This window comes from Streptomyces longisporoflavus, assembly GCF_014649775.1.
In the GTDB taxonomy this organism is placed as follows: domain Bacteria; phylum Actinomycetota; class Actinomycetes; order Streptomycetales; family Streptomycetaceae; genus Streptomyces; species Streptomyces longisporoflavus.
Map to the genome: position 1 here is coordinate 125121 of NZ_BMTR01000005.1, position 14934 is coordinate 140054.

A 14934-nucleotide genomic window follows, 5' to 3' on the forward strand; every position below is an offset into this window, starting at 1 on the left:
ACCGGATGATCCGGACGGGATGCCTAGGGGAGGGTAACGACCGTGGCGGCGTACACGAGACCTGCCCCGAAGCCGATGACGAGCGCGGTGTCGCCGCTCTTCGCCTCGCCGGTCGCCAGGAGCCGCTCCATCGCGAGCGGGATCGAGGCTGCCGACGTGTTGCCGGTGGTGCGCACGTCACGGGCGACCGTGACGTGTTCCGGCAGTTTGAGAGTCTTCACCATCGAGTCGATGATCCGCTCGTTGGCCTGGTGCGGAATGAAGACGTCCAGGTCGTCCGCGGTGATCCCGGCCGCGTCCAGCGCCTGCTGAGCGACCTTCGCCATCTCGAACACGGCCCAGCGGAAGACCGCCTGGCCCTCCTGCGTGATCGCGGGGAACTTGATGTTGCCCCTGCTGTCGAGAGGCAGGTTCGAGACATCGCCGACGTGGAAGTCGTTCCACGCCACGGTCTGCTTGATGGTCTCGGACTTGTCGCCCTCGCTGCCCCAGATGGTGGGGCCGATCTGCGGTTCCGTGGCCGGACCGACGATCACGGCGCCCGCGCCGTCACCGAACAGGAAGGCCGTGGCGCGGTCCTCCAGGTCGGTCAGGTCGCTCAGCCGCTCGACGCCGATGACCAGGACGTACTCCGCGGAACCGTCGGTGATCATGCCCTTGGCGAGCGTGAGGCCGTAGCCGAAGCCGGCGCAGCCCGCGGAGATGTCGAACGCGGCGGGCTTGCCCGCGCCGATCTTGTCCGCGATCTCGGTCGCGATGGCCGGGGTCTGCTTGAAGTGCGAGACGGTCGAGACGACGACCGCGCCGATCTGCTCCGGGGTGATGCCCGCGTCGGCGATCGCCTTGCCGGAGGCCTCGACGGACATCGCGGCCACGGTCTCCTCGTCGGAGGCCCAGTGGCGGGTCGCGATGCCGGAGCGGGAGCGGATCCACTCGTCGGACGAGTCGATCGTCTCGAGGATCACCTCGTTGGGCACGACACGAGTCGGGCGGTAGCCGCCGACACCCATGATGCGCGCGTACGGGGCGCCCTTACTGGGCTTGATCTTCGACATGCTCTCCTGGCTCCTTCTCAGGCACCCGCCGCGTCGGCGGCGGATGCGGTGTCGGCGATGAGCTCACGAGCGGCGTCGAGGTCGTCGGGGGTCTTGAGGGCCACCGTCCGAACGCCGGGCAGAGCGCGCTTGGCGAGACCGGTCAGCGTGCCGCCGGGGCACAACTCGATCATCGCCGTGGCGCCGAGGTCCTTGAACGTGTCCATGCACAGGTCCCAGCGCACCGGGTTGGCCACCTGGCCCACCAGGCGGGACACGATCTCCGCGCCGTTCGGCACGGCCCGGCCGTCGCGGTTCGAGACGTACGTCAGCTTCGGGTCGGCCGGGTCGAGGGACTTGGCGGCCTCCTCGAGCGTGGCGACCGCGGGAGCCATGTGGTGCGTGTGGAACGCGCCCGCCACCTTCAACGGTACGACGCGGCGCACGCCCTCGGGCTTGTCCTCGGCGAGCGCGGCGATCTGCTCCGCGGTGCCCGCGGCGACGATCTGCCCCGCGCCGTTCACGTTCGCCGGCGTCAGGCCGAGCTTCTCCAGGTGCGGGACGGTGACCTCGGGGTCGCCGCCGAGCAGGGCGGCCATACCGGTCTCCGTGACCGCCGCGGCGTCGGCCATCGCCAGACCGCGCGTACGGACCAGACGGAGCGCGGCCTCGTCGCCGATCACACCCGCGTACGCGGCCGCGGTGATCTCGCCGACGCTGTGTCCCGCGACCGCGCCGGGCTTGTTCGCGGCGAGGGCGTCACCGAGTGCCTCGGCGGACAGCAGACCGGCGGCCACGAGCAGCGGCTGGGCCACGGCGGTGTCGCGGATGGCGTCCGCGTCGGCCTGCGTGCCGTAGTGGGCAAGGTCGAGCCCGATGGCGTCCGACCAGGCGGCGAGGCGGTCTGCGGCGCCGGGGAGGTCGAGCCAGGGGGTCAGGAAGCCGGGCGTCTGGGCGCCTTGGCCGGGAGCGACGAGTACGAGCACTCTCACACTCTCTCTTGTGGACGGTGGGAGCCGCCCGTGGGGACAGGGACGAAGAACCGCTGGGGGAATTGTAGGGGCCCGACAAAATCCTACGGTTGGAGATCTCCGTCGGCCAGACGCCCCAGGATCAGCGCGATCCGCAGCGTGAATGCGGAGCGCACATCGGAGGGTGACCAGCCGGTGACGTCTGTCACACGTCGCAGCCGGTAGCGCACGGTGTTGGGGTGCACGAAGAGCATCCGGGCGGCCCCTTCGAGGCTGCTGGCCTGTTCCAGATAGACGCTGAGCGTCTCCAGGAGCGCGGAGCCCGCTTCCTCCAGTGGTCTGTAGATCTCCTCCACCAACTGCTCACGAGCGGCGGGATCGCTCGCGATCGCGCGCTCCGGCAGGAGATCGTCCGCCAGGACGGGACGCGGGGCGTCCTGCCAGGCGGCACAGGCCTTGAGTCCGGCGGCCGCGGCCTGCGCGGACCGGGTGGCGGCGAGCAGGTCGGGGACGATGGGGCCCGCGACGACGGGCCCGGCGGCGTAGGGCCCGATCAGGCCCTTGGCGACATGCAGCGGATTGTCGCTGCCGCCCGCGATGACGACAAGACGGTCGCCGAGCACACCGGTAAGGACCTGCAGCTTGGCGTGCCGCGCGGCGCGGCGGATGGCCTCGACGGTGAGTTCGCTGTCGCCGTCGGGAGCGGTACCGAGCACGACGCAGACGTGCTCTGGGGAGTTCCAGCCGAGTGCGGCGGCCCTGCTCACCGCCCCCTCGTCGGCCTCCCCGGAGAGCACGGCGTTCACCACCAGCGACTCCAGGCGGGCGTCCCAGGCACCGCGTGCCTCGGCGGCCTGCGCGTAGACCTGCGCGGTGGCGAAGGCGATCTCGCGGGCGTAGACGAGGAGCGCCTCGCGGAGCACGGACTCGTCGCCCGGCGCCGCGACCTCGTCGATCGCGGACTCCATCACCTCGATCGTCGTACGCACCATCTCGACGGTCTGGCGCAGGGTGATCGCCCTGGTCAGCTCGCGCGGGGCGGTGCCGAAGACGTCGGTCGAGATGGCCTGGGGGGCATCGGGATGCCGGAACCACTCGGTGAAGGCGGCGATACCCGCCTGCGCCACCAGGCCGATCCAGGAGCGGTTCTCCGGGGGCATCGCCCGGTACCAGGAGAGCGTCTCGTCCATGCGCGCGATGGCCTGCGCCGCGAGGCTGCCGGATGACTGTTCGAGGCGCTTCAGCGTGGCTGAGTGCGCGTGCGCCTTGCGGTGCGCGTCCTGGCGGGCGGCCTCCTCGTGGCGCGCGGCTTCCTCGTGGTCTGCCTGATGGGCGTCCTGGCGGGCTTCGTTCGCAGAGGGTTCGGGCACGGGGACAAGACTGCCTTATCGGGACGGGGGTGTGCGGTGCCGGGTCTAACGTGGGGTGTGTGATTGATGTACGGCGCTCCGGCGGCCGGTACCGCGGCGGGGAGCCCGGCGCCGGTATCGAGACCTTCCACGCCTTCTCCTTCGGGCCGCACTACGACCCGGACAACGTCCGCTTCGGCGCGGTCCTGGCCTGCAACGAAGAGCGGCTCGCGCCCGGCGCGGGCTTCGGCGAACACCCGCACAGCCACACCGAGATCGTGACCTGGGTGACGGAAGGCGAACTGACCCACCGGGACTCGGCCGGGCACGAATCGGTCGTGCGGCCCGGTGACGTGCAGCATCTGAGCGCGGCGGGCGGCGTCCGCCATGTGGAACGCAATGACGGCGCGGTGCCCCTGGTCTTCCTCCAGATGTGGCTCTCCCCGCTGACGCCGGGCGGCGAGCCGTCCTACGAGGTGGTGCACGGCATCGCGGACTCCACGCCGTACGCCGTCCCGGCGGCGGGCGCGCTCCTCCACGTCCGCAGACTCGGCGCGGGCGAACGCACCGCGATCCCGGACGCCCCTTTCGCGTACGTCCACGTCGTACGCGGCGAAGTCGCTCTGGGCGGCGAGAAATTGCTCTCCGGCGACGCGGCCCGGATCACGGGCGCCGAGGGCTTGGAGGCGGTGTCGTCGCCGGGGGGTGGTGGCGATGGTGGTGCGGAGCTGCTGGTGTGGGAGATGGCGGGGAGGTAGACCCGCGCGGCTGTGGGCAGTCGTGCCGCTGGGGCGGCACGGGTGGGCACAGCGACGGCACCCCGCCCCGCCGGGCTGCGGAAAAGCTCCTTGCGGAGGCTGGGCTGCAGGGGCACTGCTGGGTACTGGGCGCTGCTCAGGGCCGTATAACCCCGCGACGCGCAGGGGAGGGCCCTTTCAGAACGTGCAGAGGAGGGGACCTTGCAGAACGCGCAGGGGAGGGCCCCTTACAGCTCGGCAAGCACCGCATCGGTGAACGGCGGCCACGCCTCGACGGCCCACGGCCCGAACGCTCGATCCGCCAGAGCGACACACGCCGCCCCCGCATCGGGATCGACCCAGAGGAACGTCCCCGCCTGCCCGAAGTGCCCGAACGTCCGAGGCGACGACGAACTCCCCGTCCAGTGCGGCGACTTGGAGTCCCGGATCTCGAACCCGAGCCCCCAGTCATTGGGGCTCTGATGCCCGTAACCGGGAAGCACACCCTTGAGCCCCGGATGCACTACGGACATCGCCTCGGCCACCGTTCGCGGATCGAGCAACCGCGGAGCCTGCACCTCGGCGGCGAACTTCATCAGGTCGTCAACCGTGGACACCCCGTCCTTGGCGGGCGACGCACCCCCGTCGAGCGAGGTGGCCGCCATCCCCAACGGCTCGAGCACGGCCTGTCGCAGATACTCCCCGAAGGGAATGTCCGTCGCCTTGGCGATGTGATCCCCGAGAACCTCGAAGCCCGCGTTCGAGTACAGCCGCCGCGTCCCGGCAGGCGCCATCACCCGGTGCTCGTCGAACGCCAGACCACTGGTGTGCGCAAGGAGATGCCGCACCGTCGATCCCTCGGGCCCGGCGGGCTCGTCAAGCTCGACGGCCCCCTCTTCGTACGCCACGAGCACCGCGTACGCCGCCAGCGGTTTGGTGACCGAAGCGAGCGCGAAACGGTGCCCGGTGGGTCCGTGCGCCCCGACGACCGTGCCGTCCGCGCGAACGACGGCGGCGGCAGCGGTGGGGACCGGCCAGTTCTCGATCAACGCCAGGCTCTGCATGTGTACGAGCCTATGCGCCCTACAGGCTCAGCCGCATCGAGGGGTCGGGCTTGCGCACGAAACCCAGCGAGGCATACAAGGGCTCGGCCTCCGCCGACGCATTGAGATCCACGCTCCCCGCACCCCGCTCCCGGAGCCAGTCGAGGAGCACCTCCATGCACGCCCGCGCATACCCACGCCGCCGGTGCTCCGGATCGGTGGCGACACTGAACACGTGGCCGATGACGCCCCGTGGATTACCGGCCCGCCCGATGCGGTAGTCCAGCGTCCCCACCACCAGCGCCGCCAGCTTGCCCGGCCGACCGGGCTGGTCGACGACGAAGGCGGCGAAGTCGCCCTCCGGATCAGCCAGCTTGTCCCGTACGACGGCAATGGACTCGGCGTGCCACCCGGTGTCGGAGTCGGCCGCTCCGGCTGCCGAACGGCCGGCGAACACCGAGTCGATCATCACCTGCCGCAGCCTGAGCAGTTCCTCGGCATCCTCTGGCGTGGCGCGACGTACAACACTCATGATCGGCACCGTAGCCACCGCCCGCAGCGGCGTCGCCCGATTTCCCGAAGATTTGTTTCCGTCACATATTTCTCCCCGGTTCTGCTTGCTTGGAGCGCACTCCAAGGTTCTAGCGTGGTGGTCATGACGGTGATGGAGACCGAGACCGCCCGCGCCCCGGGCCCCGCACGGGACAAGACGAAGCCGACCTCCGGTGCCGCCGGGGGCACGGACAGTGCCGAGGGCACGGGCAGTGCGGAAGGCGCCGGAAGCGCCGAGGGCACTGGTAGCGCCGTCGGGGCTGGAAGCGTTGGCGGTGTCGGCAGTACCCGGGGCATCGGAAGCGCTGGCGGGGCCGGAAGCACCGACGGCACCGGCACCAAGGCGGACAGCTGCGCCTCGGCACCCTCCGCGCATCCCCGCCCGAACGGGCAGGACCGCTACACGATCAGCGAGGTCGTCGCCTTCGTCGGCCTGACCGCGCACACCCTGCGCTGGTACGAGCGCATCGGCCTGATGCCGCACATCGACCGCTCCCACACGGGCCAGCGCCGCTACCGCAACCGCGATCTCGACTGGCTCACCTTCGTCGGCAAGCTCCGCCTGACCGGCATGCCGGTGGCGGACATGGTCCGTTACGCCGAGCTGGTACGCGAGGGCGAACACACCTTCAGCGAGCGCCAGGAACTCCTCGAGCAGACCCGCCGCGACGTCCGCACCCGCATCACGGAACTCCAGGACACGCTCGCCGTCCTCGACTACAAGATCAACTTTTACGCTGACGCCCGCCCGGCGTCGGAGAGGCTCTGAGAACTGATGACCGCCAAAACGCCCGACACCCCCGCCACCCCCGAGACGGCTGCGACGGCTGGCACGCCAGGCGCCGCGGGCAAGAACCCCGACCCGATCGGGAAGGTGCAGCTCGGGACGGGCGGCCCCGAAGTCGGTGTCCAGGGACTCGGCTGCATGGGCATGAGCTTCGCCTACGGCCCCACCGACGCGCAGGAGGCCCGGGCGACCCTGGAGCGCGCCCTCGAACTGGGTGTCACCTTCTACGACACCGCCGACGCCTACGCCGCCGGCGAGAACGAGAAGTTCCTCGCTCCCTTCTTCAAGGCCCACCGCGACGAGGTGGTCATCGCCACCAAATTCGCCCTGTCCATCGACCCGAACGACTCGACCAAGCGGATCATCAACAACGACCCCTCCTACATCCGCGCCTGCATCGACGCCAGCCTCCAACGCCTCGGCGTGGACGTCATCGACGTCTACTACATGCACCGCCGCAACCCGCAGGTACCGATCGAGGAAACCGTCGGCGTGATGGCCGAACTGGTCGCCGCGGGCAAGGTCAAGCACCTCGGCCTCAGCGAGGTCACCGGCCCCGAACTCCGCGCCGCCCAAGCCGTCCACCCCATCGCCGCCCTCCAGTCGGAGTGGTCGCTCTTCAGCCGTGACATCGAGCAGGGTGTGGTACCCGTCGCCGCCGAGCTCGGTGTCGGTCTCGTCCCCTACTCTCCGCTCGGCCGCGGCTTCCTCACCGGCTCGTTCGTCAGCGCCGAAAAGGAGCTCGACGAGGGCGACTTCCGCCGCCAGCAGCCCCGTTTCACCGGCGACAACGCCACCGCCAACGCGGCCCTCCTCGAACCCGTCCGCACCGTCGCCGACGCCCATGGCGCGAGCCTCGGCCAGGTCGCCCTCGCCTGGGTCCAGCAGCAGGCCCGGGCCCGTGGACTGGCGGTCGTGCCGATCCCCGGCACCCGCAAGCGCACCCGCGTCGAGGAGAACACCGCGGCCACCCGCCTCGAACTCACCGCCTCCGAACTCGCCCTCCTCGACCCCATCGCCGCCCGGGTCGCAGGCGACCGCTACGCCGACATGACCTTCACTTCGGCCGGCCGCGAGTAGCGAGCGACAGGCTCCTCCGCCGGGAGACAGGGGTTGGCCGCCGTGCCACAACGGCTGCCCCCGCCCGGCGAGGCGCTGCGACTTCTGCTGCGGCTCTTGCTGCGGCTGCGGCTGCGGCTCTTGCTCCGGCTCCCGGGCGCCTTTGCCGTGTTGCCCGCGTCCGACCGGGGCTGCCGGCGGGCTGGAATGCCGCGCGCTCCCGCTGCTCATGCCAGCCCCAGCGCGAAGACCGCGAACCCGGCCGCCAGGAGCCCGGCCAGAGCCCGTCGCATGTGCGTGGCACGCTTCCACGGTGCCTCGAAGCCACGGGCGTACCGGCCTATCAGCAGCAGAAGCGCTCCGAAGACCGGAAGCCAGGCGACCCGGGCGGCTATCCAGCCCCAGGTGTCCGGACCCGCCGTCAGCCCCGGCACCGTGCCGCCGAGAAACGAGCCGGGCACGGCCGCTGCGAGCATCGCCGTCTGATGCCAGCACAGGATCGTCATCGCCGACAGATTGATCGCGACGACCGGTGCCCAGAGGGCGGGCCTGCGCAGCAACCTGCCGATGCGCTCGTGCAACAGGACCGCCGCGCCGCTCTGAGCGGCAGCCAGCGCCAGGACCAGCAGAGACGGGGGATGCGAATTCGTCCGTGCCTCGCCCGGAACGCCGACCATCGACGCCGGATAGTGGAAGGCGAGCAGCAGAGCGGCGAAGAGGGCCGTCCCTCCGGTGAGCAGCAGCCACGCGCCCCGCCTGCCCAGCTTCTTCTCGCCCCAGCTGACGCCCAGTTGATAGGCGAACAGCCAGCCGGGCAGCAGATTGAGCAGACTCAGCCAGGACGGCACGGCGTCACCGAACGGGCCGTAGCGCAGGAAGTCGACGACGGCCACCGAGCCGAGCAGGGGCGCCGCGGACCAGGCACCTAGCCGAGCGGCCGCCTTGACGCACCACGGGGTGAGCGCGGTGACGACCGCATAGATCCCGACGAACCACAGCGGCTGTATCACCAGCGTGGACCCCGTGCGCAGTGTCGTGCCCGGCACGCCCATCGCGTAGAGGACCGGTATCAACGCGGCCCAGACGGCCGTCACCCCGAGAACCGGCCGGCCCAGACGCGCCACCCGCCCGCGAAGCCAGCGCCTGGCCGGCTCACCGCGCGCCGCCGCCCGTCGATACGACAGGACGGAGGCATGGCCGCCGACCAGGAAGAAGATGCCGAGCATCTGCAGCACCCAGCTGAGCGGCGCGAAGAAGCCGAACGAAGCCAGGGGGCTGGCATTGTGCAGCGCGCCGCCCGCGTCCAGCGTGAATCCGCCGAGCAGCCAGTGTCCGGTCGGCACGGCGAGCAGGGCGAGCGCACGCAGCCCGTCGATGGCCCGGTCACGATGGGCGGGCGTCCTGGCGTCGATCTCCGACGTCGTCCTGCGCAGGGTGGTCAGCGGATCGAGACTCATGACTGCCCCTCTCCGGCAGGGCGGAGACCGGCGGCAGGTGCGCCGGTGCCGGAGCCCTCGTCCTGTGTGCCGGTGGAGGTGGACTGCGCGATGGCGGCGAAGGCCCGCAGGGAATCCGTCCCCGGCGCGAAGTAGCCGGTGTGGCCCTTGGCTCGTTCCGCGGGGACGGGGCGGGCGCCGAATGCGGGCTCTGCCGGGTCCTCGCCGTGGCCGAGGCCGAACAGCTCGACGTTCGGGACGTCACCGATCCAGTCGCTGTCGTCCTTGGCCGCCCAGACGCGGGCGGAGGTGTGCAGATCCGCCACGCTGTCCGCACGCATGCCGGGTGAGCCGAGCGCCACCAGGTCGGACGCCGCAAGGCGGGGAGCCGCCAGGCCGCACACCACCGAGCCGTAGCTGTGGCAGAAGACGGCGGGGCGTGGCATACCGGATGCCGTCAGACCCTGTACGAACCGCGTGAGCCGGGGTGCGCCGGCCTCTGCGAGCCGTCCCGTCGCCGCGTCGGGGCCGAGACCGACCGGAGTGGTGTACCCGACCCAGGCGATCACGGCGGTGTCGCTTCCCGCTGTGGCACGCAGGGAGCGGGCCATCCCGGCGGGCGTGCCGTACCTGTCCTTCGAGCGGTCGAAGGTGCTCAGGTCCATGTCGGAGCCCGGCACGACCACGGACACGTGTTTCGCGAGGGCCAAGTCTCCGTAGACCTCTGCCACCTGCCCCCTGCCGCGCGGGTCGAAAGCGAGTATCCGCCGACCGGGTTCCAGGAGCTCTTCATAGCGCGCGACGAGGGACCGGGACTGCTCGTGATCCTGCGAAGTCAGGCCCGGCTCGCTCTCGCGGGCCTTCTCGTGGGCGCGCTCGGCCTTGAGGGCCAGGGAGTTCGCCTCGTACCGCAAGGCGGTCGGGACGCCGTCCAGGTTGCCGACGACCGAGGGGTGCTTCCGGGCGAGGCTCTGCTGCTCGGCCTCGCTCAACGAATCGAAGAACGCGGCGACCCGGGCGGGGGTCGTGGTCGCCGGGTCGGGCAGCCGCACCCCCCACGTATGGTCCGCGCGCCAGGCTTGTGTGCCCGGTGGCGGGCCCGTGAGCGGCTGCTGTTCGCTGCCGACGGCCCAACCGGTCGTACCGGCCACGACGGTTGTCGTGAGCGCCACGGCGATCAGCGTCCGCCTGCCGCGGTTCTTCCAGCTCCTGCGGGCTTTCCAAGAACGAAGGCGCATGGCCCGTCTCCCTCCCCAACTCGTGGCACGCTCTGGCGTGACGAGGGAAAAGTAGGGAGACGGTGCCCACCGGCACCTCACACTGGGGTGCCAACTAGCGCTTGATACCTGGGTATGTGGAGGTCATACCGCGGTATGGGAGAGAGGGCCTACTGCTCTCCGGGCGTGATGAGGCCCGACTCATAGGCGAAGATCACGGCCTGCGCGCGGTCCCGCAGGTTCAACTTGGAGAGGACCTTGCCGATATGGGTCTTCACCGTCTGCTCGGCGAGCACCAGGTGCTCGGCGATCTCCTGGTTGGACAGGCCGCGCGCGATCAGCGCCAACACCTCGGTCTCACGCGGTGTCAGGCCCTTCAGCCGCAATGACTGGCCGGTGCGCGGTCGCCGTTTGACGAAGTCCGTGATCAGACGGCGCGTCACCGTAGGAGCGAGGAGAGCCTCACCCGCCGCCACCACACGCACCGCCGAGATGAGATCGGCCGGCGGGGCGTCCTTGAGGAGGAAGCCCGAGGCCCCGGTGCACAGCGCCTCGTACACGTAGTCGTCCACGTCGAAGGTGGTGAGCATCAGTACCTTCGGCACGTGCACCACGCCGGGCGGAGGCTCCAACAGGGCGCGCGCCGCCGTGATTCCGTCCATCTCCGGCATGCGGACGTCCATCAGGACGACATCAGGGTGGGTTTTGCGGCTGACGTCCACCCCCACCTTGCCGTTCGGCGCCTCGCCCACGACGTCGATGTCGCTTTGGGCCGCGAGGAGTGCGGCGAAGCCGGCCCGCACCATGTTCTGGTCATCGACGATGATCACGCGGATGGTCATGCGGTGCCGGGTTCCTTCTTGATGAGGGGGAGTTGGGCCGCTACACGGAACCCGCCGTCGGGCAGCGGGCCGGCGTCGACCGTGCCGCCGACCAACCGTACGCGTTCGCGCATGCCGACGAGACCGTGACCTGTGCCGCCGTGCTCCAACGTGTCGGGTGTTCCGGTGGGCGGGCCGTTCACCACCAGAATCAGCAAATGCTCCTCGTCCAGGGTCACGGTGATGGTGGTGTGCGCTCCCGGCGCGTGCCGCATCACGTTTGACAGGGCTTCCTGGACGATGCGGTACGCGGACAGGTCGACGGCCGGTGTGACGTCGGCCAGCTGCGTCAGCACGGACAGTTCGGGGCGCGACAGATCGATGGGTATACCGGCGCGCACCGTCGCCTCGACCAGATGCGGCAGTCTGCTGAGCCCTGGCTGCGGGGCCCGCTCGCCCGGAGTGTCCTCGCTGCGCAGTACGGCCAGCAGCCTTCGCATCTCGGTGAGGGATTCACGGGCGCTGGTGGCGATGCTCCCGAACTCCTCCCGGGCGGCTTCCGGGAGGCCGTCGATGCGATAGGGCGCGGAATCGGCCTGCACGGTGATCACGGACATGTGGTGCGCGACGACGTCGTGCAACTCCCGCGCGATGCGGGCACGTTCCTCGAGGAGGGTCCGTCGGGCGCGCTCGGCCTCGCTGATCGTCTCCTGCTCGACGAGCCTGCGCTGCTGCTCACCACGCTCGCGCAGCAGCGCCCCGAGCAGCAGTGCGACACCGCTCAGCACGATCAGCAACACGCTGCTGTCCTGACTGCCCTCGTCCCGGAACGCGCCGAGGACGAGGCTCACGACGACGGTGACCAGCCAGATGCCCAGAAGGGTGCGGCGGCTCTCACGCAGGGAGAGCAGGAGGCACACGACCACGTAGCCAACGACGATCATGGCGGTCCAGGGGGCCGGCCGGTCGTCGCCCGTGGAGAGGGTCACGATCGCCCCGAGGACATCCGCGACGATCATGATGCACCAAGCGGCCAACGGGCGGCTGACCGCCAAGAGCAGCGGCGCGGCCTGGGCGACGCCCAGGGCACCCGCCAGGCCGCCGTCCACCCCGTAGTCGTTCGTCAGTACCTGGACGGTGACCGGGATGAGTGCCGCGACGAAGCCCAGCGCGACGACCAGGGGCAGCAGTCGCATCCAGCGCTTGGGCGCCCGGGCGAGGAGCGGCTCCGCCTGTCCCGAGGGAGTCGAGAGGAAGGAGCCGGCCCTGCCGAGCCCTTCGCGGACGCCCGCGGCCGCACGCTGAAGGGTGACCCGGTGTCCGTCCGGCTCGGTGGCCGGCCGGTGAGGATCCCGGTCGGGCTCGGGTGGTGTCGATGCGCTGCTCATGGCCTGATCAGCGTAGGCAAGAAGCACGCCTCGCGCCGTCGTACTGCGGAGCTGATCTGCACCTCATACCGGGGTATGAACCGGGCCTGAGGCCATACCCCGGTATGAGCCGTGACCGACGCCCAGCCCATAGGCTTTGGCCCGTAGCCGTAGCCGTAGCCGTAGCCGTAGCCGTAGCCGTAGCCGTAGCCCAAAGCCCCCGACCGGCTCACAGCTCTGCCAGCAGCTCGGCCTTCTTCGTGGTGAATTCCTCGTCCGTGAGCAGACCGGACTGGTGCAGCTCGCCCAGGTGCCGGATGCGTTCCGCGATGTCCGCCGGGTCGCTGCGTGTCTGGGCGGCGACGGGGACCGCGCCGGGCGTCATACCGGACGCCAGGGCCGGGCCCGACGCCCGCACCGCGGCGAGTACCGACGCCGCGAAGGGCAGTGACTCGTGCACCGGGCCGTACCCGAGACCGAAGACGACGGCCGCGGGATCCTGGTCCGCCTGCGCGGGCTGGGCGACCGGGGTCTCACGGCGCAGCAGCCGCAGATGACCCTCGAAGACCTCGGGAGAGCGCCACTCGACGCCGCTCAGGTCCGTGACCAGGAAGCTCTGGTCGCCGGCTTTCCACTTCGCCGACGAGGCGCCCGTCCAGAACCACCGGAAGGCCACCGACTTGCCGTCGAAGGACGCCTTGCCGTCGTACGCCTTGAACTGCAGCGGGGTCTCCGGGGGCGCCACCAGATAGCGGTCCGGGGGCCCGCAGTCGTCCTGGGTGAGCTGGGCCCGCAGCTCGTCCGCGTAGTACTCGGCGAGTGTCTCCCGCTCGGCGGGCAGCACGAGTCGATACGGGTCGCAGCCGTCCTTGAGCTGGCCCGCGGCCGCCTCCATCAGCGGATCCGCGCCCGGTCTGGGCACGGCGTGCAGGACTACCGTCCCGCGCTTGCCGGGAGTAAGTGTCACCGCCGCGATCGCCTCGTGGGGGATGCGGCGTTCACCGAGTGCCTGGAAGAGCTTCGGTGTGCGGATTCCCCGTTCGAAGCGGATGAGCACGGAGTCGGACTCGAACTCCCAGGCGGCGTGAAATCCGGCCAGTACATCACCCATGCGGCTCATCGTAGGCGGCACGCGCGCCTCCGTCCCTCCTGCGGCGTGCCGCTGTTTCGTCGATTTCTACGCGCGTCAGGCCACTGTCGTGCCGGAAAATTCCTTCCGGCAAGCGTTGTCCCCGCTCGCACACCGCACCGAACGGTACGAACCAACTCCGATGTCGGCGAAGTTCCTGAGGCTCTCCGTGCCCGGCTCGAAATAGCCGGTGTGGCCGATCGCGCCCCGTGCGGACAGCACGCGCGCGCCGAAGTCCCTGGAGACGGGATCGGCACCGTGACCGAGCCCGCCGACCTCCATGTTTGGTACATCCTGGATCCAGTCGTCGCCGTCCCTGGTGGCCCAGACGCGGGCACCCGTGCCCAGCTGCGCCGCGGTGTCGGCGCGCATTCCGGGGCTGCCCGCGACCGCGATGTCGGAAACCCGGGAGGGCAGCTGCCGCGCGGCGACGCCGCACACCACCGAGCCGTAGCTGTGGCAGTACAGAGCAACAGGTGAGTGGCCCGGCAGTCCGCGCACCAGAGAGTTGAGCCGGATCGCGCCTTCGTCCGCGCGCATGGACGTGGCCGCGTCGACACCGAGGCCGATGGGCGCGGTGTAGTCGGCCCAGGCGATCACGGCGGTACGCGCGCGTGGACTGGCCGACTGCTCCGCGCGGTACAGGGCCTTGGCCATGCCGACGGGCGCGGAGTACTTGCGGTTCGTCCGCTCGAAGGTCAGCAGATTCGTGTCCACTCCGGGCACCACGACCGACACCCGGGAAGCCCGGTCGAGGTCTCCGAAGACCTCGGCGATACGACCCGACCCCATGGGATCGAAGGACAAGACATGCCGCTCAGGGCGCATCATCACGCCGAAGCGCTTCATTCTGCGCTCCGCCTCCTGTTGCCCGATCGGGGAGAGGCGCTTGTCGTGCACGCGCTGCTGTTCGGTCTTGCGCGCCTGGTCCAGGGCGATGCGGTTCGCGCGATATCGCAGCTCTACGGGGGCGCCGTTCATGTTGCCGACCGCAAGGGGATAGCGGGCGGCGAGACGGTTGCGCTGTCGTGCGTCCAGCGAGGCGAAGAAGTGGGCCAGCTTGCGGGCAGGGCCACTGGCGTCAGGCAGGGCACGTCCGTTGATGTGCCCGCTCTCCCAGGCGGAGAGCGAGGCTGCGAGCGGCGATGCGGCGTCCTTGTGGTGGCGTACTGCCGTCCAGCCCGTGGTCGCCAACATGACGAACACGACGGCGAGCGCAAGCAGGGCGCGCCAGGCGCTGAGTTGAGGGGAGGAGTCGAAGGAAGTCACTACGGGACACCCTAGGAGAATCGTGATGCCCACCGTGCACTGGGTGAGGTAGATCACGTTTCCTGTGGGGTGATTGAGGCATAGCGGGCGCACTCGAAGCGCTTCCGTAACACTCCGTAGGTGGTGGTTGAACGCAGTGCGCCTCGGGTGAATGCCTACTGAT

At 70.3% G+C, this 14934-nt stretch carries 14 protein-coding genes; 3 read left to right on the forward strand and 11 right to left on the reverse strand.

Annotation, left to right across the window (positions count from 1 at the left end):
- Nucleotides 1-23 precede the first annotated feature (23 nt).
- From IE226_RS12010 to fasR, 3 genes are all read right to left on the reverse strand, one after another.
- A complete protein-coding gene (locus tag IE226_RS12010) occupies nucleotides 24-1055 on the reverse strand; it encodes a ketoacyl-ACP synthase III (RefSeq protein WP_190081113.1) in 1032 nt (343 codons plus the stop codon).
- A 17-nt stretch (nucleotides 1056-1072) separates the two neighbouring features.
- Nucleotides 1073-2020 carry an ACP S-malonyltransferase gene (locus IE226_RS12015; RefSeq protein ID WP_190081114.1) on the reverse strand — a complete coding sequence of 316 codons (948 nt, stop codon included), beginning with the start codon at nucleotides 2018-2020 and terminating at the stop codon, nucleotides 1073-1075.
- A gap of 89 nt (nucleotides 2021-2109) precedes the next feature.
- Nucleotides 2110-3249, reverse strand: coding sequence for a fatty acid biosynthesis transcriptional regulator FasR (fasR, locus tag IE226_RS12020; RefSeq protein ID WP_190081427.1), 1140 nt, complete (start codon nucleotides 3247-3249; stop codon nucleotides 2110-2112).
- A 185-nt stretch (nucleotides 3250-3434) separates the two neighbouring features.
- On the opposite strand from fasR, the gene IE226_RS12025 reads away from it, so the two are divergent.
- Nucleotides 3435-4112 (forward strand): pirin family protein, encoded by a 678-nt coding sequence (locus IE226_RS12025; protein ID WP_190081115.1) that lies wholly within the window; start codon nucleotides 3435-3437, stop codon nucleotides 4110-4112.
- Nucleotides 4113-4339: 227 nt separating this feature from the next.
- On the opposite strand, the gene IE226_RS12030 is transcribed toward IE226_RS12025, so the two are convergent.
- Together IE226_RS12030 and IE226_RS12035 are read right to left on the reverse strand one after the other, a co-directional pair.
- The gene (locus IE226_RS12030; RefSeq protein ID WP_190081116.1) at nucleotides 4340-5155 is read right to left on the reverse strand and encodes a serine hydrolase domain-containing protein; all 816 of its coding nucleotides are present in this window, start codon (nucleotides 5153-5155) and stop codon (nucleotides 4340-4342) included.
- A 19-nt stretch (nucleotides 5156-5174) separates the two neighbouring features.
- Nucleotides 5175-5666 carry a GNAT family N-acetyltransferase gene (locus tag IE226_RS12035; RefSeq protein WP_190081117.1) on the reverse strand — a complete coding sequence of 164 codons (492 nt, stop codon included), beginning with the start codon at nucleotides 5664-5666 and terminating at the stop codon, nucleotides 5175-5177.
- A gap of 315 nt (nucleotides 5667-5981) precedes the next feature.
- On the opposite strand from IE226_RS12035, the gene IE226_RS12040 reads away from it, so the two are divergent.
- Both IE226_RS12040 and IE226_RS12045 read left to right on the forward strand, forming a co-directional pair.
- Nucleotides 5982-6455, forward strand: a complete 474-nt coding sequence (locus IE226_RS12040) for a MerR family transcriptional regulator (protein ID WP_190081428.1) — start codon at nucleotides 5982-5984, stop codon at nucleotides 6453-6455.
- Between the two features lie 6 nt (nucleotides 6456-6461).
- On the forward strand, nucleotides 6462-7553 hold the full coding sequence (locus IE226_RS12045) for an aldo/keto reductase (protein ID WP_190081118.1): 1092 nt from the start codon (nucleotides 6462-6464) through the stop codon (nucleotides 7551-7553).
- 206 nt (nucleotides 7554-7759) lie between these two features.
- On the opposite strand, the gene IE226_RS12050 is transcribed toward IE226_RS12045, so the two are convergent.
- The 6 genes from IE226_RS12050 to IE226_RS12075 all read right to left on the reverse strand — a co-directional run bounded on the left by IE226_RS12050 (nucleotide 7760) and on the right by IE226_RS12075 (nucleotide 14771).
- A complete protein-coding gene (locus IE226_RS12050) occupies nucleotides 7760-8989 on the reverse strand; it encodes an acyltransferase family protein (RefSeq protein ID WP_190081119.1) in 1230 nt (409 codons plus the stop codon).
- Nucleotides 8986-10206, reverse strand: a complete 1221-nt coding sequence (locus tag IE226_RS12055; RefSeq protein WP_190081120.1) for an alpha/beta hydrolase — start codon at nucleotides 10204-10206, stop codon at nucleotides 8986-8988. Before IE226_RS12055 ends, IE226_RS12050 begins: the two co-directional genes overlap by 4 nt.
- Before the next feature lie 149 nt (nucleotides 10207-10355).
- Complete coding sequence (locus IE226_RS12060) at nucleotides 10356-11027, reverse strand: response regulator (RefSeq protein WP_190081121.1); 672 nt, start codon at nucleotides 11025-11027, stop codon at nucleotides 10356-10358.
- The gene (locus IE226_RS12065) at nucleotides 11024-12394 is read right to left on the reverse strand and encodes a sensor histidine kinase (RefSeq protein WP_190081122.1); all 1371 of its coding nucleotides are present in this window, start codon (nucleotides 12392-12394) and stop codon (nucleotides 11024-11026) included. Before IE226_RS12065 ends, IE226_RS12060 begins: the two co-directional genes overlap by 4 nt.
- A gap of 208 nt (nucleotides 12395-12602) precedes the next feature.
- Nucleotides 12603-13493, reverse strand: a complete 891-nt coding sequence (locus tag IE226_RS12070) for a DUF4429 domain-containing protein (RefSeq protein WP_190081429.1) — start codon at nucleotides 13491-13493, stop codon at nucleotides 12603-12605.
- Nucleotides 13494-13559: 66 nt separating this feature from the next.
- A complete protein-coding gene (locus IE226_RS12075; protein ID WP_190081123.1) occupies nucleotides 13560-14771 on the reverse strand; it encodes an alpha/beta hydrolase in 1212 nt (403 codons plus the stop codon).
- Nucleotides 14772-14934 lie beyond the last annotated feature (163 nt).

Coding starts and splice junctions, on each gene's coding strand:
- IE226_RS12010 (WP_190081113.1), bottom strand. CDS start 1,055: ATGTCGAAGATCAAGCCCAGTAAGGGCGCCCCGTACGCGCGCATCATG.
- IE226_RS12030 (WP_190081116.1), bottom strand. CDS start 5,155: ATGCAGAGCCTGGCGTTGATCGAGAACTGGCCGGTCCCCACCGCTGCC.
- IE226_RS12035 (WP_190081117.1), bottom strand. CDS start 5,666: ATGAGTGTTGTACGTCGCGCCACGCCAGAGGATGCCGAGGAACTGCTC.
- IE226_RS12045 (WP_190081118.1), top strand. CDS start 6,462: ATGACCGCCAAAACGCCCGACACCCCCGCCACCCCCGAGACGGCTGCG.
- IE226_RS12050 (WP_190081119.1), bottom strand. CDS start 8,989: ATGAGTCTCGATCCGCTGACCACCCTGCGCAGGACGACGTCGGAGATC.
- IE226_RS12055 (WP_190081120.1), bottom strand. CDS start 10,206: ATGCGCCTTCGTTCTTGGAAAGCCCGCAGGAGCTGGAAGAACCGCGGC.
- IE226_RS12060 (WP_190081121.1), bottom strand. CDS start 11,027: ATGACCATCCGCGTGATCATCGTCGATGACCAGAACATGGTGCGGGCC.
- IE226_RS12065 (WP_190081122.1), bottom strand. CDS start 12,394: ATGAGCAGCGCATCGACACCACCCGAGCCCGACCGGGATCCTCACCGG.
- IE226_RS12070 (WP_190081429.1), bottom strand. CDS start 13,493: ATGAGCCGCATGGGTGATGTACTGGCCGGATTTCACGCCGCCTGGGAG.